20 protein-coding genes and 1 pseudogene are annotated in these 23,250 nt (G+C 62.7%); 6 read left to right on the top strand and 15 right to left on the bottom strand.

The genetic code is table 11. The features are described 5' to 3' along the window. Window positions 1–253 precede the first annotated feature (253 nt). Entirely contained in the window at window positions 254–1,762 is a 1,509-nt protein-coding gene (locus tag FQV39_RS04770; RefSeq protein WP_149129260.1) for a multicopper oxidase family protein, read from the bottom strand. A gap of 524 nt (window positions 1,763–2,286) precedes the next feature. Continuing rightward, window positions 2,287–2,592 (bottom strand): hypothetical protein, encoded by a 306-nt coding sequence (locus tag FQV39_RS04765; protein ID WP_149129259.1) that lies wholly within the window; start codon window positions 2,590–2,592, stop codon window positions 2,287–2,289. Window positions 2,593–2,935: 343 nt separating this feature from the next. On the opposite strand from FQV39_RS04765, the gene FQV39_RS04760 reads away from it, so the two are divergent. Continuing rightward, window positions 2,936–3,280, top strand: a complete 345-nt coding sequence (locus FQV39_RS04760; RefSeq protein ID WP_149129258.1) for a hypothetical protein — start codon at window positions 2,936–2,938, stop codon at window positions 3,278–3,280. A 380-nt stretch (window positions 3,281–3,660) separates the two neighbouring features. Here FQV39_RS04760 and FQV39_RS04755 read toward each other — a convergent pair. The 10 genes and pseudogenes from FQV39_RS04755 to FQV39_RS04705 form a co-directional block, all read right to left on the bottom strand. Beyond that, a pseudogene (locus FQV39_RS04755) lies at window positions 3,661–5,357 on the bottom strand (flotillin family protein). An 18-nt stretch (window positions 5,358–5,375) separates the two neighbouring features. Beyond that, window positions 5,376–6,011 carry an OB-fold-containig protein gene (locus FQV39_RS04750; RefSeq protein WP_149129257.1) on the bottom strand — a complete coding sequence of 212 codons (636 nt, stop codon included), beginning with the start codon at window positions 6,009–6,011 and terminating at the stop codon, window positions 5,376–5,378. Then, window positions 6,011–7,093 (bottom strand): PspA/IM30 family protein, encoded by a 1,083-nt coding sequence (locus FQV39_RS04745; RefSeq protein ID WP_149129256.1) that lies wholly within the window; start codon window positions 7,091–7,093, stop codon window positions 6,011–6,013. The genes FQV39_RS04750 and FQV39_RS04745 overlap by 1 nt, the downstream gene beginning before the upstream one ends. Window positions 7,094–7,775: 682 nt before the next feature. Beyond that, window positions 7,776–8,768 carry a HupE/UreJ family protein gene (locus FQV39_RS04735; RefSeq protein ID WP_472840673.1) on the bottom strand — a complete coding sequence of 331 codons (993 nt, stop codon included), beginning with the start codon at window positions 8,766–8,768 and terminating at the stop codon, window positions 7,776–7,778. Beyond that, window positions 8,768–9,634: a peptidyl-prolyl cis-trans isomerase gene (locus FQV39_RS04730; protein WP_149129255.1), complete on the bottom strand. Its 867-nt coding sequence runs from the start codon at window positions 9,632–9,634 to the stop codon at window positions 8,768–8,770. The genes FQV39_RS04735 and FQV39_RS04730 overlap by 1 nt, the downstream gene beginning before the upstream one ends. 84 nt (window positions 9,635–9,718) lie before the next feature. Beyond that, the gene (locus FQV39_RS04725; protein ID WP_149129254.1) at window positions 9,719–10,282 is read right to left on the bottom strand and encodes a hypothetical protein; all 564 of its coding nucleotides are present in this window, start codon (window positions 10,280–10,282) and stop codon (window positions 9,719–9,721) included. Between the two features lie 35 nt (window positions 10,283–10,317). After that, the gene (locus FQV39_RS04720; protein WP_149129253.1) at window positions 10,318–12,255 is read right to left on the bottom strand and encodes a DUF3604 domain-containing protein; all 1,938 of its coding nucleotides are present in this window, start codon (window positions 12,253–12,255) and stop codon (window positions 10,318–10,320) included. 188 nt (window positions 12,256–12,443) lie between these two features. Next, a complete protein-coding gene (locus tag FQV39_RS04715) occupies window positions 12,444–13,028 on the bottom strand; it encodes an OmpA family protein (protein WP_149129252.1) in 585 nt (194 codons plus the stop codon). A gap of 16 nt (window positions 13,029–13,044) precedes the next feature. Then, entirely contained in the window at window positions 13,045–13,512 is a 468-nt protein-coding gene (locus FQV39_RS04710; RefSeq protein ID WP_149129251.1) for a cysteine rich repeat-containing protein, read from the bottom strand. A 107-nt stretch (window positions 13,513–13,619) separates the two neighbouring features. Beyond that, window positions 13,620–15,428: an adenylate cyclase gene (locus FQV39_RS04705; protein ID WP_149129250.1), complete on the bottom strand. Its 1,809-nt coding sequence runs from the start codon at window positions 15,426–15,428 to the stop codon at window positions 13,620–13,622. A 143-nt stretch (window positions 15,429–15,571) separates the two neighbouring features. On the opposite strand from FQV39_RS04705, the gene FQV39_RS04700 reads away from it, so the two are divergent. From FQV39_RS04700 to FQV39_RS04680, 5 genes are all read left to right on the top strand, one after another. Beyond that, the gene (locus FQV39_RS04700; protein ID WP_149129249.1) at window positions 15,572–15,814 is read left to right on the top strand and encodes a hypothetical protein; all 243 of its coding nucleotides are present in this window, start codon (window positions 15,572–15,574) and stop codon (window positions 15,812–15,814) included. Window positions 15,815–15,823: 9 nt separating this feature from the next. After that, window positions 15,824–16,168 carry a hypothetical protein gene (locus tag FQV39_RS04695; RefSeq protein WP_149129248.1) on the top strand — a complete coding sequence of 115 codons (345 nt, stop codon included), beginning with the start codon at window positions 15,824–15,826 and terminating at the stop codon, window positions 16,166–16,168. 74 nt (window positions 16,169–16,242) lie between these two features. After that, window positions 16,243–17,451: an alpha/beta hydrolase gene (locus tag FQV39_RS04690; protein ID WP_248313247.1), complete on the top strand. Its 1,209-nt coding sequence runs from the start codon at window positions 16,243–16,245 to the stop codon at window positions 17,449–17,451. Window positions 17,452–17,535: 84 nt separating this feature from the next. Beyond that, window positions 17,536–17,790: a hypothetical protein gene (locus tag FQV39_RS04685; RefSeq protein ID WP_149129247.1), complete on the top strand. Its 255-nt coding sequence runs from the start codon at window positions 17,536–17,538 to the stop codon at window positions 17,788–17,790. Window positions 17,791–18,662: 872 nt separating this feature from the next. After that, window positions 18,663–19,613 carry an SMEK domain-containing protein gene (locus FQV39_RS04680; RefSeq protein WP_149129246.1) on the top strand — a complete coding sequence of 317 codons (951 nt, stop codon included), beginning with the start codon at window positions 18,663–18,665 and terminating at the stop codon, window positions 19,611–19,613. Window positions 19,614–19,627: 14 nt separating this feature from the next. Here FQV39_RS04680 and FQV39_RS04675 read toward each other — a convergent pair whose 3' ends face one another. The 3 genes from FQV39_RS04675 to FQV39_RS04665 form a co-directional block, all read right to left on the bottom strand. After that, complete coding sequence (locus FQV39_RS04675) at window positions 19,628–19,879, bottom strand: hypothetical protein (RefSeq protein WP_149129245.1); 252 nt, start codon at window positions 19,877–19,879, stop codon at window positions 19,628–19,630. Further along, window positions 19,876–21,939 (bottom strand): transposase family protein, encoded by a 2,064-nt coding sequence (locus FQV39_RS04670; RefSeq protein ID WP_149129244.1) that lies wholly within the window; start codon window positions 21,937–21,939, stop codon window positions 19,876–19,878. Before FQV39_RS04670 ends, FQV39_RS04675 begins: the two co-directional genes overlap by 4 nt. A gap of 203 nt (window positions 21,940–22,142) precedes the next feature. Then, a complete protein-coding gene (locus FQV39_RS04665; RefSeq protein ID WP_149129243.1) occupies window positions 22,143–22,691 on the bottom strand; it encodes a hypothetical protein in 549 nt (182 codons plus the stop codon). Window positions 22,692–23,250 lie beyond the last annotated feature (559 nt).

Genomic DNA, 23,250 nt, shown 5'->3' with positions numbered 1-23,250 from the left:
CCCATGACGTACCAGTCGCCGACAATCTCCTCCGCCAGAACTCGGGTTCTGTGCGTCCAAAGCAGGAAGTCTTCGAGACCGGCTGAGTCGAATGCAGGCCGAGCTCCCTGATCGCCAGGCCCGTCACGGATGCCGGTAGCGCAGCAGTGAGGGTCGCTACCTCAGCGTCTCGGGCGCGCTTCTTAGCGCGTAGAGCCTCCTGAGAGAGCTTGACGACGACGCTTGGCCGTACGGTCATGGTGCTCTCCCCCGCTCACGACAAATAGGCGACGTACGCCATCATGCCCGTGGCCATGTGGTAGAGGTGATGGCAGTGGAGCGGCCAGCGCCCGGGATTGTCCGCATCGAACGCGATACTCACGCGCGCCATCGGCGGCACCAGCACCGTATCCCGAACTGCCCCGTTGATCGGCGCGCCGTTGATTGCGGTCACCTGGAAATGATGCCCGTGCAGGTGCATCGGGTGCGCCATCTTAGACATGTTGACCAGCGCGATCTCGACCCGCTCGCCGCGCTTGATCTTGATCGCCTCGCCGGCCTCGATCCCCCACTGGTAGCCCGCCATGGTCCCGGTCAGAGTCAGTGCGAAACGGCGATCGATCGGTCGCGCCTGCGGCGGCGTTAGGGAACGCAGTCGCTGCTCCAGATCGAGCCCGACGATCGGCCCCTTGGCCTCTCCCGTCGCGGCGATCCGGCGGATCGGCGCTCCGGCGCTCGCCAGAATGATGCCCGCCCGCTCCACCGCCCCTTCCCGCAGCGCCAGGATCGGATGGGTCCCGCCCTCAATTGGCAGCGTCAGCCGGATGTCGAGGCGCTGGCCCATCGAGATCGGGAAGGAATGACCGGAGACCGCCTGAACCTCTCGTCCGTCGACAGCAATCAGTTCCCCGGGCAGGGCGCCACAGTCGATGGTGAAGGCCGTCGCCGTCGCGCCGTTGATGATGCGCAGGCGGACCCGCCCGCCCTTCTCGACCGTGACGACCTGCGGGTCGTTGAGGGTCCGGTCATTGGCAAGATAGGCATCATAGTCGATGTCGTTGAGGTCCATCCCAGCCATGCCTGGACCCATCGGGTGTCCCCGCATTGCTTGCGGCACGGCGCCGGAGGACATCGGTTGGCTCATGCGTCCCGTCATCTCGCCATGCCCCATGGCGCCGTGGTTCATGGGCATTCCACCGGTCGCCTGCGCGCTGCCCTTTAGCTTCGCCAATAGCTCCCCCGCTGGAGTGAAGGAGAAGTCGTGCAGAAGGATCACGACCTCCTGCTCGTCCCGCTTCGCTTCTTCGGCGCTGCGCACGATCAGAGGCGCCGCCAGCAGGTTCTGCTCCTGGAGGGTGTGGGCGTGCATCCAATGCGTGCCCCCCCTCCCGACTGGGAAGGTGTAGCGCCGTTCGTCGGAGGGGCGCAGAAGCGCTGCCGGGTTCTCTGGCACGCCGTCCATGGCCCATGGCGGGGCCAGGCCGTGCCAGTGGATCAGCGTCGGCTCGGCGATGCCGTTGGCCAAGGCGATGTCGAAATTCCCTCCCGCATCGAGCGTGAGACCGGACGTTCCGTCCGGTTGCACGAGGCCAAAGACCCGCGCCGCCTTGCCGTTGACGTCGATCGTCCGATTCACGATGGCGAGACGCCGGGGCGCAGGCGTCTCGGAGGATCCGGGAGCGCTTAAGGGTTGCGCCCAGCCGCGGATCGGAAAAGCGGTGGCTGACGTGCCGAGCCCAACGGAGCCGGCCATCGAGCCGTAAAGAAATTCACGACGGTTCATGGCTTTCAGTCCTGGTATCCCTATCGGCGAAGCCGATGTGTCCGATCAGGGCCGCGTGGTTACGAGCCCCTGGCCGGATCGCCGTCGATTGCGGCGGTCCGACTCTCTCAGACCGGGAAACGGGGAGGACCGAGTATCGGCGGGAAGACAATACCGGTACCGGCCTGATTGCCCCATTCAAGCCGAGCATGCGCCGTTAGGTGCTCGAGAACCGCGGTATCCTCCTTGCTAACTATCACAAGGTGGACACTGCACATTGTGCCGCAGCAGTTCTTGGAATCGGCGGTCTTGTGTTCCGGGACCGATTGAGACTGGAACTTCGCTGTTGGACTGGAATGCTCCAGCGCGGGCGGATGCCGATGGTCCCGATGTTCATGCGGTTGACCGACATGACCCTCGCAAGGAGCAGCCTGTGCGACCGGCATCGGCGCGACGAGTAGCGCCATTGCGACCAGCACCGCCAGCAAGGCCCTCACACTGCGAGTCAGATGACGGATCCCGGTCATGCGGCGCTTCTGTTCCCTTCAACCGAACCAGCGATTGAACACGTTGAACAGGGAGGCGGTCGTCACACCAGTATAGCCGCCAAAGACGACGCTTTGAATAGCTCCGAGCAGCAAGCTTCGCAGATCAAACCCCGTCAAACCGAGATAGAACTGCAACCATGGCTTATGGAGCCCCCAGTCCGGGGCGATCAGGCCCAAGAGCATGCAAAGCAAGAATGAAACCAAGGCGAAGGCGGCCAGAGTCGCGCCCAATACCGCAATGGGCAAGCGCAGAGGTGCTGCTTCGACCACCCTTTGGCCAGCCTGGAAGGTGGTGTTGGACATAGCCATACTCCTTCCGCATCTGTCCCTTGACGGGGGCCGCCTTGCAACTTTCCGCAGTTCCGCCCAAACCCGCCAAGCCTAGGCTGATGACCTCAAAAATCATCGCTAGAAAACGCTACCATCCTGGTGGAGCTGTGCGTTGATTCAGATCAAAACGAGCTGGCCAGCCGCTGCTTGGCGACCCTTATGAACGCGTTCCTAGCGGGAGCTGCAGGAGATTGGTCTGGAGTCGGGGGACCGAAGCAAAGCGCCTGAAACCGGACCTTCGAGACGTCGGGAGTGGGCCAGGTCCGGAATCTCTCACTACCAACGGCCGAAGACCTGATCCGGCCAGCCTCCACGCATGCTTAAGCCTCTCGGCAACCCTGCCTTCACGTTTGCGGCGCTTGCGCATGGCGGTCATCGATGCGGTGACCATATCTCGCGTCGGCTCTGCTGGAACGAGCCGCAAGCCGGCGGTATCCAGGTCCTCGAGCAGGTATCGAGCCAACCTAACAGCGTCCTCCTCGGGAATCTTGTGATTGAGCTGACGAAGGTTGTCGCCGAGGCGGTTTTTCACCATTGCGAGGATGCTGTTGTTCGCCACCGCTCGGTTCTTCATGTCCCGTTGCCGCTCTTGTTGATCAGAGTATCTGACATCCACGAGTCAGTGATGAAGCTCGTCGTCCTCTCCGACCTGCACATTTAGTTCCGGCCTGACAGATGCCGGCTGACGCGTCGCGTTCCGGCCCGTTGGAAGAGCCAACGATTCCAAGTGCTCGCGTCTTGATCGGCTGAAAAGCAAAGCGCCGCCCGGCTTGGTGGCCGGGCGGCGCAGGTCAGATTGCGGAACTTTTTCTAAAATCGAGGCAACATTATGCCTCTCTTTTCAGAAACATTTGAAGAGGCTGGCATAATATTGCCGCAGGCCGCCGACTAAGTCTTTGAAATTGCCTTGCGCGCTTTCGTCATTAGCACCTTTGGATTTCCGCAATGGCAGGCATAAATCTTCCTCAGTACGATGATGTCGCTCTTCGCTCGTGGGCCGCCGCCAGTTGCGGAGCGGCCCGGTGAGATGGGGCACGCACTTTATTTCTGGTCCGATGCCGTCCCGGCGCCGTTCGGCTTGGTCACACTCTTTGCCGCTGTATGCAGGGATGCTCCGAGAAGCGCCTGCGTTGGGTCGGCGCCCGTGAAGCCGGCCTGGCTCAGGATCTCGTCGACGATCGGCTTCTGGGCGGTGAACTTCAGCAACTGGCCGGATAGGTCGTCCAGTGCATTGCCGTTGCCTTCACCAGCGCTGCCGTTGAGGCCAGGAACAGCACCTGTGCTGAAGATGCGGATGTCCGAAATCTTTTCGATCGGCTTCATGGCTTCGGCCAGCGCCAGCGGCACGATGTCGACGCGGGCCTTCGCCAGCTCGAAGTCGATGATGGTCGAGGACAGTGCGTTTCGCGCCTCGTTCTTGGCCCGCTCGGCACGCGCCTGGGCTTCGCCGAGCTCGATCACGCCGACGGCGCGGACCTTGGCGGCTTCTGCCTCGGCCTCTGCCTGAATCTTTGTTGCCGCGGCGAGGTCCTCGGCAGCCTGACGCTCCGCCTCGGCCTTGACGGTGATGGCGGTTGCTTGCTGCTCGGCTTCTTGGCGAGCCGCGATCACGGCAATGCGCTTGGCGCGCTCGGCGATCTCAACCTCGCGGGCCGTGGTCACCTGCTCCTCGGCGGTGATTGCGCTCGCCTTGGCGGCGTCAGCCTTGGCGCGGGCAGCCGCTTCCTCTTCGGTCTTCTGGGCGACGGTGATGGCAGCATCGATGCGGGCCGTCTCGGTGATCTTCCGTGCCTCAGCCTCTCGCTCTGCGATGCCGCGCTCGGCCGCGATGCGCGCGGACTCACGTGCCTGGCGCGCCTCGGCATCCCGTTCGGCGATGCCGCGCTCGGTTTCCAGACGGGCGGTCTCCTCGGAAAGCCGCGCGAGCTGCTCGGCCTTGGCGGCCTCGGCGCGAGTCTCCGCTGTCTTGTTGGCGATGTCCCGTTCCTGCGTCAGCTCGGCGTCGCGCTGCTCGCGCTCGATGGTGAGGCGCTTCAGCGTGGCCTCGCGATCCTTGGTCGCGATCTCGACCTCGTTGTCGCGGACGATCTGGTTGCGCTCGCGCTTGCGCTCCTCGGTGATCTTCGTGAGCGCGGTCAAGCCCTCGGCATCGAAGGTGTTGTTGGGGTTGAAATGCTTGATGTCGGTCTGGTCGAGGCGCGTCAACGAGACCGATTCCAGTTCGAGGCCATTCGACTGCAAGTCATGCGCGACCGCGGCCTGGACCGACTTTACGAACTCGGCACGCTGCTCTTGCAGGTCACGCAGGGACATGGTCGCGGCGACCGAGCGCAGTCCGTCGACGAACTTGGCCTCGACCAGCGCCTTGAGGGCATCGGCATCGTTGGTGCGGTCACCGAGCGTCTGGGCAGCGAGCGCGATGTTGTCGGCGTCCGGCTTCACGCGGACATAGAACTCGGCGGTGATGTCCGCTCGCATGCGGTCCTTGGTGATCAGCGACTCGTTCTCGGCGCGCTTGACCTCGAGCCTGAGCGTGCTGAGCGAGACCCAGGAATAGGAATGGAAGATCGGCAGGATGACAGAGCCGCCGTCGAGCACGACCTTTTTGCCGCCTAGGCCGGTCCGGACATAGGCCTTGTCCCGGTTGCCCGGGTGTAGAGCGACGTCATGATGACGCCGATGACGACGATTGCCGTGACGATGACGGCGGCGATGATACCCAATGAGAAGAAGTCCATTGTCAGCCCCTGTTGGTCTCAGCGTTGCTGAAGTTCGGGTGGCGCGGGAATGGCCTGGAAGAGGCCATCAGAGCCGTCGGCGACGATGACGATCGCGCCGGTTTCGATGACATGGCCTGGCGCGGCATTCGCCCTCAGGACATGGATGTTGTCGTGCCGATCCTTGACGCGGACCGATCCGGGATTGCCTTGGTCGAGCGGACCGATCGTGACCGTGCCAACAAGACCGATGAAGTCGACCTGGCTAACCGCGGCGGTCTCGTCGCGGGGGATGATCCGGGCAATCGCCCGGCTGAGCCATCGTGTTGCCGGGACGCCTGCGGCTAGCGCAGCTGGCACGGCGACGACGACGGGAAGTGGGCCGGCCAAACCGGCCGCAAGAGCCTGGATGGCAAACCCGAAGGCGGCGAAGGTCGAGAGCAGGATGACCGCGAGTACCAGGATCGGCACGCCGCCGGCGTTCAGCCAGGACATCCACCCGCCGAGAAGGCCGGCCTCGTGTCCATCTGGTCCGTGATGCCCCAGGCCGTCGTCGAGAATGCCAGAGGCAGAAGCCCCGAGTAGGACCGAGACGAGCTCGACCACGCCGAGTCCGGCGACGACCATCAGCGCCAGCCAGAAGGGCCCGGTGCCCGGCTGGATGACGGAAGTCATCAGCGCTGCCCCTCGCGGAAGGCCTTGAGGCGTGCCTCGATCGCATCCTCGCGCTGGATCCGCCCGAGCTCCTCTACCTCGGCTGCGCCCTGAACTGGCTTTGCCGGGACGCCTGTCACCCGCTCGACTGCTTCGAGAGCAGCTGCAAGGCGCTGGTCGTTACGCTGGGACGGTGTCGCTGTGGCAGGTACTGCGCGCTCGGCGCGCTTGGCATCCTCCAGCCGCTTCATCGCGTCGGTGCGAGCCGATGCGATGCTGCGCAGGGTCGCTTCCGCCTCGCCGATCTCGTGAGCGTTCTCGTTGATGGCCTTGGCGAGCGCCGTTCGCTGGGCTTCCAGGTCGATCTGCACGCCGGTTGCGGCACGAGCCAGATCGTCCCGTCCCTTTTCGAGGCCAGTCCTGATCTTGTCGTCAAGGTCGCGGATTTCGGCATCGAGATCATCAGCCTTGGCTTTCAATCGATGGCCGGCAGCCAATGCGACGCCGAGCGCCCCCCGGGCCTCCTCAGAGATCTTTCCAATCTCGCGAACGGCCTGCTGTGCGACGGCGACCGGATTAGCACCCTCGGCTGCATCGACCGCTGTATTGACGACGCCGGCGATCACGCGTCCGAGACGGGCCAAGATACCTTCATTGGACATGGTGGTCTCCTTTTGCGGATGGAGGCCGGCCTGCACGCCGACGAGGATGCTGATGGAAGAGCTGCTGAAGCAAAGCCGGGCTTCTGAAAAATCGTCCCAGCCGTTGCTATAGCCGCCCACGGAGTAGGGAACGACGACACGCCCGCCTGTGGTCGCGATGCTCAGGCTGTCGGGGCCTTTGATTGAGAAGAGCTTCGAGTCGAGCGGGATATCGTCGACGGGCGCGCCGGCGGTACGTCGGCTGTGGTCGCGCAGGGCCAGGGTCGCCATGCGCGAAGGCAGACCGGTCTTGGCGCGGATCTCCTCGTAGGCCTCCTCGTGCAACGCGACGAGGTTAGCGCCGCTGGTGCCTTCGAGAATGCCTAAGGCAGCCCGATATGCGTTGAGCGTCGCCTGAAGCGCCGCAAGATCCTCCTGCGAGGGCGACAGGTTGAGCAGCATGGTGCTCTGGAGTTTGGAAATCATAGGCTCAATATAAAGCACTGCTTTGGTGCTTTCAACATGCGTCGGCTTCGCCAGCCGTACATGGTGAATATGTGATGGCGAGAAACCGATTCATTCGAGGCCTCAAGCTCAGCTGCCTGAAACGTCGAGAAGGAGCCGTGTTTGCGCGTGGGCTCAAATTTGAAGGCGCCCGGCAATGAGCGGGGCGCCTTCGTCAATTGCGGAACTTTTTGTGAAATCGAGGAAACGTTATGCCTTCGTTTTCAGAACGTTTGAAGAGGCTGGCATAGGGTTGCCGCAGTCGGCAGGTTAAATGATTGAAATAATTGCGAAGTAGAATCGAGTAAACGTCCTCGGTTACGCAAATTAAGACATAGCTCTTCCTCATTTTGATTCTTTGACACGCCGCTTGATCATAAAAAAAATCCGGCGCTTTTAGGGGCGCAGGCTTCGCTACTAGAAACGTCTAGGGGATTTTTATGGGCGATTGCTATTTGCCTAGTCATGGCCTCAACCTTCGCCAAGGTCTGCTGTGGGTCATTCGCTGTGGGCGAACATTCCGTCGCAACGCAATCGCAAGGATCCGATCTGCTTTAGTGCGCACAACCTCGTCGAGCGGTTCTTTTGAGGGCAGAATGTCCGCCGAAGGCGTGAGCCCTGGAATGAAGGAGCGCATCTGTCAGCTCCAGAAGCTATCGATACGCGCAACGAGCCAAACCATCGAGACAGTGCCGACGAGGTAGGCGGCCGCGATGCGTGTGGGCCTGATCGGGAGGGCGACCAGCGCGGTCGCGGCCTTCGCTACGATGAGAACGACCGCGACGAACAGCAATTGCCCTGCTTCGACGCCGAGGTTGAAGGTCACCAGCGCCATCGGAACGTCCGTCTGGGGCAAGCCGGTCTCCTTCAATGCACCGGCGAAGCCAAAGCCGTGCAGCAGCCCGAAGGCGAACGCAACAAGCCAGGGATAGGTCTCCGAGGTGCGCCGCTGGCCCGGTCTGGACCGGGCGAGTTCGCTGGCGACGAAGGCAATGCTGAGCGCGATCGTCGCCTCGACTGGCTTTTGCGGCAGGCTGAGATAACCGAGCGCCGCGCCCGCCAACGTGATGCTGTGGGCGAGCGTAAAGGCCGTGATTGTCGTCAGCAGCATCCAGCGATCGCGGATGAGGAGCATCAGCGCCAGCACGAATAGCAGATGGTCGAAGCCGAGGAGGATATGTTCGACGCCGAGCAGGAAATAGGTTTTCGCCACCTCGAACATGGTCTGCGACGTGGTGACGGCAAGGCTCGGAGTCTCGGGCGTCAGGCGCGCGACCTGGGTCGAGCCATCGGCATTGGCCAGGCGCACCAACACGTCGGTCAGGCTCGTGCGCAGGCCGTCGATTGTTAGGCTGCGGCCTTTCAGGCCCCCAGGGCAGCGTGCTGTCCAGCGCTCGAAATAGGCGCCCGCCTCGAAGGAGTTGACCGCTTCCCCCTTCGAACTGCACGTCTCCGGCAAGCGAACATAGAGCCCGAGCCTCATCTCACCCAGCGCGGGCGTTTTCCAGACGATGGCAAAGTCGCCGGCTGCTGTCTCACGGATGTCGAGATAGGCCGGGCGCAATTCATGCGCACGCGCCGGTGCGGCCGACAGGATTTGCCAAAGACAGACCAGAGCAGAGAGCAGGCGGATCACGGGCTTCGCCCCGTCGGGGCTGCGTTATCCGCTTGCGTCTCAATCCTCACCCGGTAGCGCTTCAGCCGCTCGGCGAGTTGCGCCTCCTCCGCTTGCCGCCGCCTTTCGTTCGCCCATTCCTGTGCGACATTGTCGCGAACCTCTGCGAGGGTGGGAGGCCTGCCCGGCTTGCTTTCGTCGACTTGAACAACATGGAGCCCGTAGCTCGACTTGAGCGGCCCAACCCATGCTCCGGACGGCGTCGTGGCGACGGCCTCGGCGAAGGCCCTGCCAAAAATCTGGCCTATCGAGGACTTCCGCGTCGACGGCAGTTCGGGCGGCAGGATGGTCGGGTCGCCCAGCGTCGCGGGATCTGTATCGGGCTTCGCGCGCAGAACTTCGAGCACAGACGCGACGTCCTGCTCGATCATTTCGCCACGACGCTCGGGGCTCAGGAAGACCTGACGAAAGGCCAGCGTCGGGTCGATCCGGAACCGATCGGGGTTCGCCTTGAGAAAGGCCTCCAATTCCGCTTCGCTCGGCGTCGCCGCTTCGGCTTGCGCCTGGCTGAGAAACTCCATCTTCAGGCGCAGGCGGCGGCGGATCACCGTGTCATCCTTGTCGAGCCCAAGCGCGAGCGCTTCACGGTAGAGGATCTCCTCCTTCACATGATCGTCGATAAGGCCCTTGATCTCACTCGCGGACGGTGGGCGCTGCCATGTCTTGGCGAAGAGGCCAGAAAGCTGTTCGATCTTGGCCCCGGTCACGACGATCTCGTCGGCCCGTGGCTCGTTGTTCCGCTTGAGAGCCCCATAGAGCGCGAAGATCGCCAGCGCGAGAACCAGGAAATGTGCCAGCGGTTCTTTGAGCAGACGTCCGATCATCGCAGAACTCGGATCTTGAGGTTGGATGGCGTCAGCGCGACCGCACCCTAGCTGGCCGCGATCGGGAATTGCCTTGCGAGTGGATCAATTGTCATCGCGACTGGCCTTGGCCGTCATTGGCGCGGATAGGCGATCAAGCCAGGCTGAAATCCGGCTTCGGCCTTCCGGAGGACCATAGAGTCGCAGCAAGCCGTGCTGTCGTGCCGCGAGCGGCGTGATCCGTCCTGAAACCAGCGCGGCGACGACGGGCTCGTCCGTCACGATGACGATGTCGGATGTCTGCGCTCCGTGGACATGCGTGACCATGCTCATCCCGTCCTGCGCGGGCGCAAACCGGGTCCAGAGCATGGGCCCGATCAGCAAGATGGAAAGGCTGGGCACAGCCTCCCCGTCCATCGCCAAGACGAGCCTGTCGCGCAGCTTGGCGAGATCGGCCGCCGCCTTGCGATAACCCAGGAGGGCTTTGGCTGCTTCCGGCCGCTCGTCACGCAGGATGGTGCCCTCAAGCTGGGCCCTCCAGACTGCGGATGTCACGTGCAGCGCTTCCGGGTAGATCCAGTTGAGCGCGCCGCGCGCAGCATCGGCTCCCTTGGGGTCCTCGAACCCGCAAGCGGACGCAGCCATGGTCCCGGCGGCGAAAGCGGCCACCGGAATCAGATATCCTGCACGTTGCGGCGACCGGGTCACGGCGTGTACCAGATCGGCGAGGTGTAGGCGCGCTCGGTGATCGTCATCTGCGTGCCGGGAAGCGGCTTCGTGCCGAAGCGCTTGGCGTCATAGGCAGTCCAGCGTGGCGTCGGGATCTCAAGCACGCGCGCATAGTAAAAGGCACGCAGGGTCGGATCAAAATCGGGGTCCTTCCACGTCGCGATCAGCTCCGGCGCACCGATCGTGTTCGTCCAGCTCGCGTTAGCGATATCCACGGTGCTGCCGACCGAAGGCACCTTGCCATCAGGGCCGGGCTTGCGATCGCCGGACCATACGACGTCAAAGACCTTCTCCTGTGGCTTTCCATCCTTGCCGAGCCAGCCCTTGATGATCTGGATCCGGTCGAGGTTGGCGCCGATCGCATCCTTGAGCCCGGCCACGAGGAAGGTCGGCACCTTGCCGGCAAGCGCGCCCTTCAGGTCGCCGCCCATCGGTACGCCCTTGGCATAGCCGACATGGGCCGGCAGCCGGTTACGCGCGTCGTTCTCGTCGAACTCCCAGCCGCCGAAGAAACGCACGACCATGCGCGGCCCGGTCGTCGCATAGGTCTCCTTGCGCTGCATCGCGTCCCAGAGGGATTCGCGCGTGTTCTCCTGGGCCCAGACCGCGGCATAGCCCGAGGCCGAGACCTCCCAGTCCATGACTTTGACACCCGTCTGCGGATTGTCGAAGAAGGTCTTGGTCATCCGTTCTGGGCTCGGCTCCTGCGGCGTCGTCTTGCCGAAGAAGTTGTCCTCCTCCATCGCCGAGAGCCCGGTATGGGCGTCGGAACTGCCAATCAGACCGAACTTGTAGGGGTTCGTGCCAAGTTGCTGTTCCAGCAAAAGGCCGTTCTTCAGCGCAGAGCGGGCATATTCGAATTCGAGCATGTCCTTCGTTTTGGCGGCGCTGCCGTCGAGGTTGCCTTTGTCCCAGATTTCGAAATTGGCGAATTCGTCATTGGGCGAAAGGAAGGGATGGGCTTCGCCAGTGCCCTTGGTCTGGGTCGTTTCGTACAGGCGCTCCCATCGCTCCCGCTGCTCGACATACTCCTTGTCCACCGGCTTGCCGGTGAAGGATTCGATCAGCGGGAACATCCGCCCGTTGCTGAGATTGCCGTTATGCGCAATCGCCAGAACGCTGCCGCCGGTCTTCGCCTCGTAGCCGGTCATCCACTTCCAGAGTTCGCGAGGATTGTCGCTGCCCAGAGGTGCCTGCGTCGTATAGGGCTCGACCTGACTGGCGCGCGCAGCATTGTCGCGGAAGATAACGTTGCGATGCAGGTTGTTCCCGCCGGTGTTCGAGGTCCATTCATAGCCGATGAAGGCCGTGAACTGACCGGGAGTGTTGGCCTCCTCGGCTGCCTTGATCGTCTGCTGCCAAGCCGATTGAAATGTGCGGGTTCCAGGCAACGGCATGATCCCTTTATCGATCGTGCCTTTGCCGAAATTCGTGATGATGTCGATCGCAGCCGCCGCGCCCTGGCCGCCATCGATCATGTCGTGCCACTTCTTGCCTTGCTGGCTCGCCATGATCACGGGATCGCCGCCCACAAGCAGTGGAAAGAAACCCATCCCGTCCGAGTGATCGGCCACGACGAGGAAGTCCAGCGGACGGGACAGCTTGGCCCGCTCGCCGGCCGACGCCGTAATCTCCTCGCCGCGGGCGAAGCGATAGGCTTCCTTCGGTCCGAGCCGCGCGCCGAAGGCGCCGGCATCCATCGAGAAGGCCGTATGCAGATGGGTGTCGCCAAAGAACGGTCGCGTCGGAAAATTGCGACCGGCATAGGGAGAATAGCCCGGCTTCTGCGAAACCCGCTCTGCCGAGGCCCGGTCCAGGATTCCGGTGTCTTGCGCCAACAAGGCGGCAGGCGAACCGAGCGATGCGCCAACGACCAGGGCGCCGATCGCGGTAGAGACTTTGAAGCACTGCATGGCTAACTCCCCGTTCTGATGCAAGAAGACCGCGCTCGTCCATCTCGGTCAGGCTTCCCCCGTCCGCTGGGTCGTGGGACGGCATGGCAATCATACGATGTCGCATACGGTCCCCGCGCTCACCTCCATGAAACCACGCCGGGTTGACCAGTCCTGGTCTGCCTCCCGGCTATCAGGTCCCGGCCCGCCTAGCGGAACCGGCCCACATTCACGATCTGGACACGGCGGTTGACCGCCGCGTCAGGGTTTTTCCGGTCCTGCAACTGCTCCTCGCCGAGACCAACCGCGACAATCCGGGTCGGGGAGATCCCGAACGTCGTGACCAGCGCCTCGCGAACCGCGTCGGCCCGATTCTGGCTGAGCGTCAGGTTGGACTTCCGGTCGCCAACCGCGTCGGTGTGGCCGACGATCAGGAACTTGTACTCCCGCAAGCTCGGGTGGTGGAGGGAGTCGGCAATGACGCCGATAGTCCGGAAGGATGCTGGGCGGATCACCGCCGAGCCGGTCCGGAACAGAATCTCGACAGTGAACTGCGAGAGATTGTCCAGTTCCTGCGATAGAGGCTCGCGCAGGGAAGCATTCGGCCCGCGATTGGCGGCGACGCTGTCGACAGCCTGGCGCCGGAGCGCTGCGACGTCGATCGATTTAGACTGATCGAGGACGTTCAGCGTCTCGATCAGCTGGCTATCGTTGAGCCGCGCTTGGGCGCGCAAGGCCGAGCTTGCGGAAGCGAGGGCGATCGCGGCGGAGAAGACGAGGGCGATGGGCTTCATGGGATGCATTGTCCTGTCAGTTCCAACCGGCATCGACGATGACTTGCTTGCAGGCACTGCTGACGACCTTCGACGCGGTCAGCAGGCACTGTAGCTGGTAGCCGTCATGGGGTTGCACGCCGCGGCAGTATTCGCCGACATCGCGTTCGCAGACCTTGACAGCGGTAGCCTGCGCGATGGCTCGCTTCGCGAGGGACTGGAACGTCTCGGCCGAGGCTGACTTGCACCCCGCCGAAAGCTTCGCCTGGTTGCGATCCAGGCAAGCCTTGATAGCGCCGCCCCCAAGCGAGACCTTCGAGCAATACTTGTCGATGTCCGAGCCGCATGACTTTGCGATCCGGTCGTAGGCTTCGGCGAAGCTGAGCGTCTGGGCAGATGCTCCGAGCGGGATCGCCATGGGAACCAGCAGGCACGCTGCGGCTAGGGCTGTACGTAGACTCACGATCGACGCCTCCGGTTTTGTGCCAATGGTCTCGCCCTTCACTTTTCCATCCGCAGGGACGCGGTAACGGCACGACCACCTGTCTCCGTCTAGCAAAGGCCGAGTGGGATGGCCTGTAACATCCTGTATGCTGGGGTGGTTGAGCGCGTTCAGCGCTGAGGGATACCCGCCTCGAGGGCCGCTTCCGCCGCCGTTCTGTTGGGTACGGGAAAGCCCGCCTTGCGCGCGCCCTGGGCGAGATGGATGGTGTCTTCCGGGCGGTAGTTGCGCTTGGCCGCCTCCTGATCCCAGTTGTCGAAGAATTTTGGACGCATCCGGAGAAACTGATCTCGTGCTTCGGCCGCCTCCGGCTTCATGCCGAGCTGAGCGTAAATAATCGCTGCGACGAAATGGTAGAGTGGAAACTTCTCCAAGCTGACCTGCCGGATGAGGGCTTCGGCGCGTCGGTAGTCGCGTTGCATGTAGGCGTGATGAGCCAGCGACCCGTTGTAGAAATCGGAGTGCCCGGGATTGCGGGCAAGAGCCTGCTCCAGGAGTGCGGTGCCACGCTCCCAGGCACCGGCCTGGCCCAGGCGGCTGCCGAACTCCGCGAGCAGTTCGGTGTCGTTCGGGTTCAATGCAATCGCGCGTTCACCGACCTCGAGCGCCTCGGCCGGCTTCTGGGCAAAAAACAGCGCCATCATCAGGGCCTGGAGCGCTCGCACGTTCTCCGGGTCGAGCCGGATCGCCCGGTGTGCGGCCTCGATGGAACGCTGGATTGCTGTGGGAGAGCCGACCTTCGGATTGAACCCAAATCGGTCCTCGTCGAGGTACAAGATTGACAGCATCGCCCAGGCGGTGGCGTAGCTCGGGTGAGCACCGATCGCTCGTTCGAGGCAGGTCCGGATCGCTGCATGGCTTTCCGCTGAGAGCGCTGTCCGGTACGTGTAGAACTGCACGGTGCAGGCATAGTCACGGAGGTCGTCAGGCGGGCTTGGGGCAGTGCGTCTTTCATCGGCTCGGAAGATGATGCCGTAGGGCTGCGCCACGGCGGTTGCAACTTTCTGCGCGACATCGTCCTGGATGGTGAACAGGTCACGGACCCGCAAATCATCGTCGTAAGTGTGGGACCACAGCACCGCCCCCGTTTGCGCGTCGAGTAGGCGGCCCGTCACGCGCAGGTGGTTTGTCGCGGTCCGGACGCTTCCCTCAAGCACGTATCGGACACCGAGTTCCCGGCGGATACGGGCGGTATCGGCGCCCGGCGGGATGCTCCGCGATGTCTCCCGTCCCAGGACGATCAGCTCCCTGAAGCGGGCAAGCTGGCTCACGATTTCCTCGGTCAACCCGTCGGCATAGACCTTCGCTTCCGGAAGCTCGCCGAGGTTTGCAAACGGCATGACGATGAGGGTAGGCGCCGCCGATGCCGGGATTGCGGACTTCGAGACGTCAGGCAAGGTGTGCCACAGGACCATACCGGCGAGAGCGGCGACGAATACAGCCGTGCCTGTGACGAGCCAGCGTGACCACCGCCACGGAGGCGGCGCGACGACCGGCCTCTCGGCAGGCCTGGCCGGAGTGGAACGGTCTACGACCGGCACGTTACGCCGTTCGAAGCGCGGCACGTATCCGCCTTTCGGGATCGAGATGATGACCGGGTCCGAGAGGCCGACGACGAGGTAATAGCGCTCCAGTGCCCGGCGCAGCCTGCCTGCCTCGATCCGTACGACCGGATCGCTCTGCGCGTCGAAGCTCGGATCGCGCTCAAAAACCTCAATTCCGACCGTATAGGCCTTGATGCGATCCGCGTGACCGGCAAGTGTCTCTTCGACAATATAGCGCAGGAACCTGCGGGCTCGGGCCGGAATGTCGAGTTCGGGGCTCGCGCAGAGCCGTTCGAGTTCGGCACGTACATCATCTGCCGAAGGCTGCGATCCCGGCAGCACCTCACCGACCGCGCTGTCACTGCCGCCAAGCATGGGTCTGCCCCTACCATAACGTCAGAGAGCGCTTTGACCGCAGTACCCTACAGTAAGATACTTCCACAATACTTGATATGGATCAAGGCTGACAGTTGTGCGACCGCGCACTGCGCCGTTTCCCGCACGCACCCGGTCCCATCATGGCACAAACCATTTCGGTCGCCATCGCCCACTTCCCGGACCGAGGGCATGCCATCGAGGGGCTTGCCAGAAGGGACGAAGATTTCCGGGCGCTTTGCTCGGATCTCGCCGAGGCAGACGCGGCGCTGGCGCAATGGCAGCACTCGTCCTCGCCGGTGAAGCAGGCGCGATGTGCCGAGTATCGAGACCTGGTGCGGTATCTCGTGGCCGAACTCGAAGCGATACTAGACCTTAATCGTTAGGAGGCTCTCATGAAGGCCCTTTCCCTGGTTTATGCGCTATCGCTCGGGGCCTTCTGCGGCTTCGCCGCCGTGGCACAGCAGCTTCCTCGTTTCGACATCACGACGAGTTGCAGGACGGCGCAGCCACTGACTCCGGAGGATCGCGATCCGGTTCAAGCCTGCATACGGGACGAGGCGAATGCAGAGCGTCAGCTTCAGGCGATTTGGAGCGGCACAGCCGCGACCCACCGGGAAACCTGCACTGCGAGCGCCCAACTCGTCGGCTCGCCGAGCTACGTCGATCTGCTTGTGTGCCTGCAGATGTACCAAGGCGACACCTCCACCGCACCGCCACAGCGTCGGCGGCAGCCGTGAGCAAGGGCCAACTCGACGGCACCATCTTCATGGTCTGGCTCGTAACGCGTATCGAATGTTTCCGGAACTGACTGATGGTGACGATCTCGCTCATGGACGCACAAGACTGCGTCTGCATCCGAGGCACACCCGCAGCCCTTGTGTCCCTGGCGCGTCGCCTGTCGGCTGTCGCAGCGCTCGCGGCGGCGTCGCTCTCTGGCGCCTGCGCCGCGCGCCCCGAGACAGGGTTCCTCGCCCCGGGTGCTGGGATCGAGGCCGGAGCGGCCGCCCACACGATGCTGGTCGCGACGACGCGCAAGCGGGACGAACCGCCGGGGACATTCTTCGACGGCGAGCGCGCAAGCCCGCTCGATTTCGCCAGGATCGAGGTGTCGGTGCCTGCCAGGCACAAGCCCGGCGAGATCGAGTGGGCCTCGACCGCGCCCGGTGATCCCAAGACCGATTTCGTCGTTCGTCAGGCCGGCTATCTCGAAGGGGAGAAGGCCTTCGTCAGGGCGCTCAATGCCCAGCTTGCGACGCGCCCCCGCGGCAGCCGCAAGGTGTTGCTGTTCATCCACGGCTACAACACGATGTTCGCCGAGGGGCTCTATCGCTTCGCCCAGCTGGTCCACGACGCCAAATCGCCCGCCGTGCCGGTGCTGTTCACCTGGGCGTCGCGCGGCGAGCTGACGCAGTATGTTTACGACACCAACAGCGCGACGACGGCGCGCGACGACCTCGAACGCACCATTCGCCTGATCTTTGCGAGCGACGCCGAGCAGGTGAACATTCTGGCGCATTCGATGGGCAACTGGGTCACGGTCGAGGCGCTGCGGCAGATCAAGATCTCCGGCGATCTGCCGCCGATCGGCAAGCTTGGCAACCTCGTGCTGGCCGCGCCCGATATCGACGTCGATGTGTTCAAGTCGCAAATGCGTCGTTTCGGAAAGCCGAGGAAGCCGTTCTACATCGTCTTATCGAAGGACGATAAGGCGCTGGGCGCGTCGCGCTTCATCGCCGGCGGCCAGGAGCGTCTGGGCGCTGAGAGCCACACGGCCGAACTCGCGGAGCTGGGCGCAGTCGTGATCGATCTGTCGGACGTCAAGGCCACGGATTCGACCAATCACGACAAGTTCGCCCAGCTCGCTGAAATAGCACCTCAATTGGAGAGCACGTTGGCGCATGGCGTCCACCGGCGGCCTGGCACCGGTGCCGCACAGGAAGCGCTGGGCGGCTCACTAGAGGCAATCGTATCAGTCCCCGTTCAGATCCTTGGCCTGCCGATGAAGATCATTGCGCAATGACCGTTCGATTCAGAATCACGCGAGAGCAGTCGAATGCCAAATCACTCGGGACGACCAACTCCGAGCAAGCAAGGGAGACGCCCCATGAAAGCGAAACTGTCGATCCTGTCTGGTTCAGCAATTCTCTCAGGCTTTCTGGTCATGGCTCCGATCCAGCCCGCCGAGGCGGTGGTGTACTGCAAGACGGTTGGCATCCCGAAAGGCTGCATTGCGCGTCCTGTGGCGCCCGTCGCTCGCCGCGCGGTGGTCACGCCCGGCGTGGGCGCCGCCGGCGTTGGCGTGCGTCCCGGCACACCGATGAACAGGGGCGGGCCGGTGAACCGCGCTGGCCGGCGCTGAACATGCGCGCAAGTGCCGCGCGATGGCCAAGATTGCTGTCCGCGACGCTTGCCTGCTTCTGGCCTTCGCCGAAGCTGAACTTCCCGCGAGCCCCGCCCTGCCGCGGAAACGGATAACACGCTCCGCGAGCTCGTCACCTGCCGCAAGCCGATCATGGCCGCCGGCCAGGCCGAGCACTGCCCTCGATAGTGACGTGCCTTCGGTTTCCTGGACCGTTCAGATCTGGAAAATTCAAGTTTAGCAGCACGGGCTGCGGACGGAGTTTTCGGCATGAAGAAGTCGAAGTTCACTTAAGGCGCAGATCGCCTTCATCCTGCGCCAGGCTGAGGAAGGAGCGCCGGTTCCCGAGGTCTGGTGTTCCTATTTTGATCGTCATCGCTCCCGGCAGCTCGGGCATCTCGTCGATTGTCTGCCTAGCCTCGCCATCGACCCGCGCGGGGATACTGCTCGTTCGCCAGCAGCGGCGCAGTGGAGAGGTGCGGATCGGCTTCAGCGGATTCGACCAACGCGTGCAGGACGCAGCCAAAAATCCGCTCTCAGCGCACACGTTTCGCGGCTGATGGGGACTGATCAAGGCCCGTTGGCCCTATTGAAAAGCGCCCGGCCGTAACCGGGCGCTTTTAGTGATTGCGGAACTCATCCTGAAATCGAGGCAACACTATGCCTTCGTTTTCAGAAACTGAGGCCCGACCCAAAGTTTTGTTCCAAAACACCCCCAAATAGGCCCCTTCCGACCCAAAGTTTTGTTCTAAACGGACGCAAAGTTCCGCACTGGGAGTGCTCGCGGGGGGTGTGCCTAAAAGTTGGTGCGGACGTGCTGGAACTCTCTTCTGCGGCGAAGTAGAAGGCGCTTCCAACGCTTGGGGGTGGAAATGTCGAGTCGGGGCTACTTCGTCGGACAGATCATCGATGACCTTGATGCAATCGCGAGCCAAGTGCGTCAACGATGCAAGCTCAATCAGATGGATCTTAATCGAGTTCTTGAAGATTTTTTCAAGGAAATTCTCAATTTAGTCTATGGATACAATCTTCAAAATCTGAATAAGGAAAGAGTGAATACGCCTGGATTAGATTTGGGTGACAAGAGCATTGGTGCAAAAATCGCTTATCAAGTTACCTCACAAGCCGGTTCATCTAAGATTAATGGCACTTTGAGTAAAATATCGCCGATCGATGCGGTCTCTTACGATCGATTCAAGGTTTTGATAATTGGCCAACGGCAGGGAAGTTATTCGCTCGACACCACTTTGACTGCAAAGTATAAATTCAACGAGAACGATGACATCGTGGGCATCACCGAGTTGTGCCGCGACATCATGGACCTTTCGCTTCCGGACCTACAGGCTGTCCACCGTAAGCTCTCCGATGAGCAGCGACGCATCGTGATCGAATTGGAGCCCGAGCTGCCAGACGGTAGTTTCAAGACGAGCATGCTCGACTTCATTGAAGCCAATCCCAACGTTGGACGATCTGACGCATCCGCCTTCGCCTCCCATGAGGATGTTTCCGGGTTGTTTAACGACCGAGAGGAGGCGCAATCAGTACTTGACCGTTTCATTGACGAAATTGCTCGCTTACCAAGAATGACTCGCGAGTTATTTGGGTGGATGGTCGATGAGAGTGAGTTTGACAATAAGGGGATATCACCTAGCCTCCAGATAAACGCGGACTATGTCGCTGCCAAATGCCGTGATGTGCCTAATTATTTAGCCGAAATTAGATTGTTGACCGCGCGCGGATTCATTGATTTCGATCAGGAGGAGCCGCATCGTTCTGGCCTGCGATCCTTCATTGCTCGCCGGTCAGACGCTCCCGAATGGTGATACTGGTCCACCCCTCAACCTGACCGTCGCCAGCCCCCGCTGGCTCCGGGCACAAGATTTCGCGTGAAGGTATCGAACGCATCGCGCAACGCCTTGTCCCGGCCGCACTCGACGTAGACGGACTTGACCTTTTCGAGCCGAGCCATGATGCGCTGGTCGCGTTCCGGCATCCGCGACCGCATCATGTCGAAGTACGCGGCGTCGTCAGTGAATGGATCCGCCGCAGCGAGGCGACCGGGTCTCCCAGTCCGGGTGTCCTGGCTCATGCGTCTTCCTCGTCATCATAGAGATTGATCGACCTACCGGGCAGCGATGCCTTCGGGGAAGATGGATGGGGAGAAGGCGCTGCCTTTGGTTCGGGGGAGACGGCGACGACGAGGGTGCCGATCCCGGAGGTTCCGTCGTCTCCGTTCATCGGTGCGCCCGTCGGCCGCATTCGCGGTTCGGCGGCAAGTCCGCCCCTGACCTCGATCTCGCGAACGAATTTCCGAAACACCTTCGCATCGAGTTCTTCCGAGGGAACGCCAGCCCTGATCCGCAGCTCCTCCGCCTCCTTTCGGATTGCCCGAAAAGCGCCGAGGCGAAACGGCTTCCCCAGCTCATTCTGCTGGCGCTCGAAGTCCCGCAATATCCGGTTCGAACTGAGATGCTGGGCGACGCTGGTGCCCTCGAAGCCCTCGGCCGTGAACGTCAGGTAGTGGCCGTCGCCGGAAAAATGGCACCGATGGTCCTCCCTTACGAGGACGTGGATCGCACCCATATCGTGAGGATCGACAACCGCGGTCAATCGGCCGCGACCGACGAGGCCATGGAGGACGCCCATCTTCGGATGCTTGTAGTCCACGTGGAGGTAGCGGACGCCTGCCGCCGAAATGGCTCTGTCGTGCAACGGAATGCCGAAGGCGATTTGCCGCTGGATATGATCCGGCGGCGGATCGAGATCGTTGGTCGCCTTGTCCCAGGCTTCGTAGGGACGCTGTCCGCCGAGACCGCTGTGCGGGCGATGATGATAGCTGTCGACGATGAAGCGGGTGAGCAGTCGATCGAGGTCCTCGACCACAAGGCTGGCCAAGAGTTCGGCGGGATAATCTCCCCGCTCGACGACGTTCGAGAAGGCCTGTCCCGTAAACATGCGGCAGAAGCGCTTGAAAGTCCTGAAGAAGGATTCGATCGTGCCCCTGGACCGCGGATCGCCGTTGCCGATGCGATGGATGATCCCAAGGTCGACGACGCTTTGGTGGAAGTCGCCCTGGAATGCCGGGCCGCCGTCGGTCGCTATCTCCCTCGGTCGGGCCAGCATGGGCCAGTTCTCCGTGGCCCCGGAAAACTTTGCCAGCAAGCTCTTGTCGGCGACGATGGTGCGCAGCGCGGACTTTGAGCCCGCGGTCGAGGGAGCGAATGGGCTCACGCCCAGCCCCACGATACATTTCGTGGCGACGTCGATCGCGGCGGTCACGGTGCATCGCACGGTGACTTTCTGCTTTCGCAGACTCTTCGCCTTCGCCAGCGCCCGGTCGGTGACATAGTATCGCGCGTGCTTGTGGTGAATGACGGCATGGAGATCCATGTCCCAGTCGTCCATCTCGACGCGCTCCATCCGGGCCAGCTCGCCAAGACCGTCGCCGACGGGCGTATATTTCTTCCGAGCGCGGTCGGGCCCCATGCGGCCCAGGTCGACGAAGAGCGGGTCGAGCTTCCGTATTCGGCGTCGTATCGCCCGCTCGCTCACGTAGACCCGAGGATCTTCCGGCCGGCTGCGGTTCAGCTCGTCGATATCGGCTTCGACCGCTTCGTAAATGTCCGCAATGGTGGGCTTGGCCCGGCTCGCATAGCGGAGAACGTTCCGTTCGACGACCTTCAAGGCGCGGGGGTCTAGCTGATGCCTGTTCCCGCATTCGTCGTAGCGTGGCCGAAAGGCCTGCCGTCGATGGCCCGCCGCCGCGAAGCGGTCGAGCCAGTTGCGCAGTGTCGTGGGGCTGGGAAAGTCGAACGTCTTGCGCTCCTCTCCCTTGAATTCACGCCCGAGGGGGCGGGCGGCGCCGAACTTGCCGATGTACCATCGATGGATCGAATCCTTGTTCCATTCGATGAAGTTCCCGAAATCTCGCGGCGTTCGCGAGAATCGGCCGTCGCGATGCGCCCCTTCGAACCGGGTGCACCATTCGACCTTCCAGGCGATCGTCCGAAGTTCCTCCTCCCTGAGGTCGCTGAGATCGGAATCGTCGCCCCGGGCCGTGAGCAGTTGCTGCGCGAGAGAGAAGTGATCCTTCTCGATCCGCAGCTTCCGGGTGCGCATGAGCGAGTCGAGCTCCTCATCGCTGACCATTCTGTAATGGTCCTCGAGAACCCCGTCCTTCACGAGCTGGAGCAGATGACCGCGGCCGACCTTGTGAACCGGCCGAAAGGCGGCGCCCGAAATCTTGATCCGATCGTGTCGACCGAGCCGGTAACTTGTCGGCTGCATTGCTTGCCCTTGCTGGGACGGGACGGCGAGGCCGCCAACTTCCCGTCCAAGGATTGGAGATCTCGCTAACGAGAGTGGTTACCGGTTGCTGACCCCGGAATGCCGCGATTCTCCAGCGGGAGATCGAGCGCCAGATGCTGGCCGCGCGGGGGCATCAGGATGCCCGACTGGATCAGCGCAATGGCCGCTCGGACACCGCGACCGCCAAGCCCGCTGGCTTCGGCGATCTCCCGCAGCGACACCGTCTGACCGAGATCGGCGAGGATCTCCCTGACCAGCCTCTGCCCGGCGCTGTCGTGATCCCGGCCGCAAGCAAGGATGAGCTTCGCGTTCTCGAGTGCGACCGGGTCCAGCGTCTCGTAGGTCACCGTCCGATACTCGTCGGCAACCCGGGCACCGTGCTCGGCCGCGATCGCCTCGATGATCGCGATCGTGTCGTCACGCAGCAATTCCCGCTCGGACCGCTTCACCGCATAGGCGACGCGGCGACCGTTGCGAAGCCTGACGACGACGTCGATCGTGTAGGTCCGCACGATTCCGTGCCACCCATAGCGGACGGAAACCTGCTCGCGGACCTTCCCGACGCCCGGCAGCGAAAGGAGAAGGGTCAGCACGGACAGCTCGGGCTCGCTTTCGAAGATGTGGGTGGTGCCCCGGAAGGCATCGGTGAACTCGCCAATCGACGCACCGTGCTTCTTCGGGGCAGGGCGCCGATCAGGGAAGGTGGAGACATGGTTGTATCCGCGGAGATCTCCCGATGCCGACGCAAGGGGACGGACCGCGCCAAGCGAAGCGCTATATGGACAAGCTCCGTCCCGCGCTGACCACGCCGCGGCGCTCGTCGGTGATGCGTTTCAGTTTTCTCTGCCTGGCGCTCATGACAACCTCCATCGTCCCGACGCGTCGGCACGCGTCGAGGGCTGACCGCCGCAGGCGAGCGAACGCCTGCGGTGGAACTGACGAAACGGACCGTGGTCCGGTGGCGTCAGGCCGATATGACGAGGAGCGTGTTGTGCTTGGCGCCGAGAGGGGCGCGGGCGAATGCGTTCGACATCTTGTTGCCTCCTCTGGCTGCGGCCGGTTCGCAAGAAGCGGCTCGGTTGGCGAATTCTTCACGGCGGGGCCGGAAGAGGTAACGTATCCCATGCGGCATCAACCGACACCGTGAGAGAC

It is taken from the genome of Bosea sp. F3-2, assembly GCF_008253865.1.
Classification (GTDB): domain Bacteria; phylum Pseudomonadota; class Alphaproteobacteria; order Rhizobiales; family Beijerinckiaceae; genus Allobosea.
Note: the sequence above shows the minus strand (reverse complement) of the source record. Positions and strands in the feature narration are given on the sequence as shown.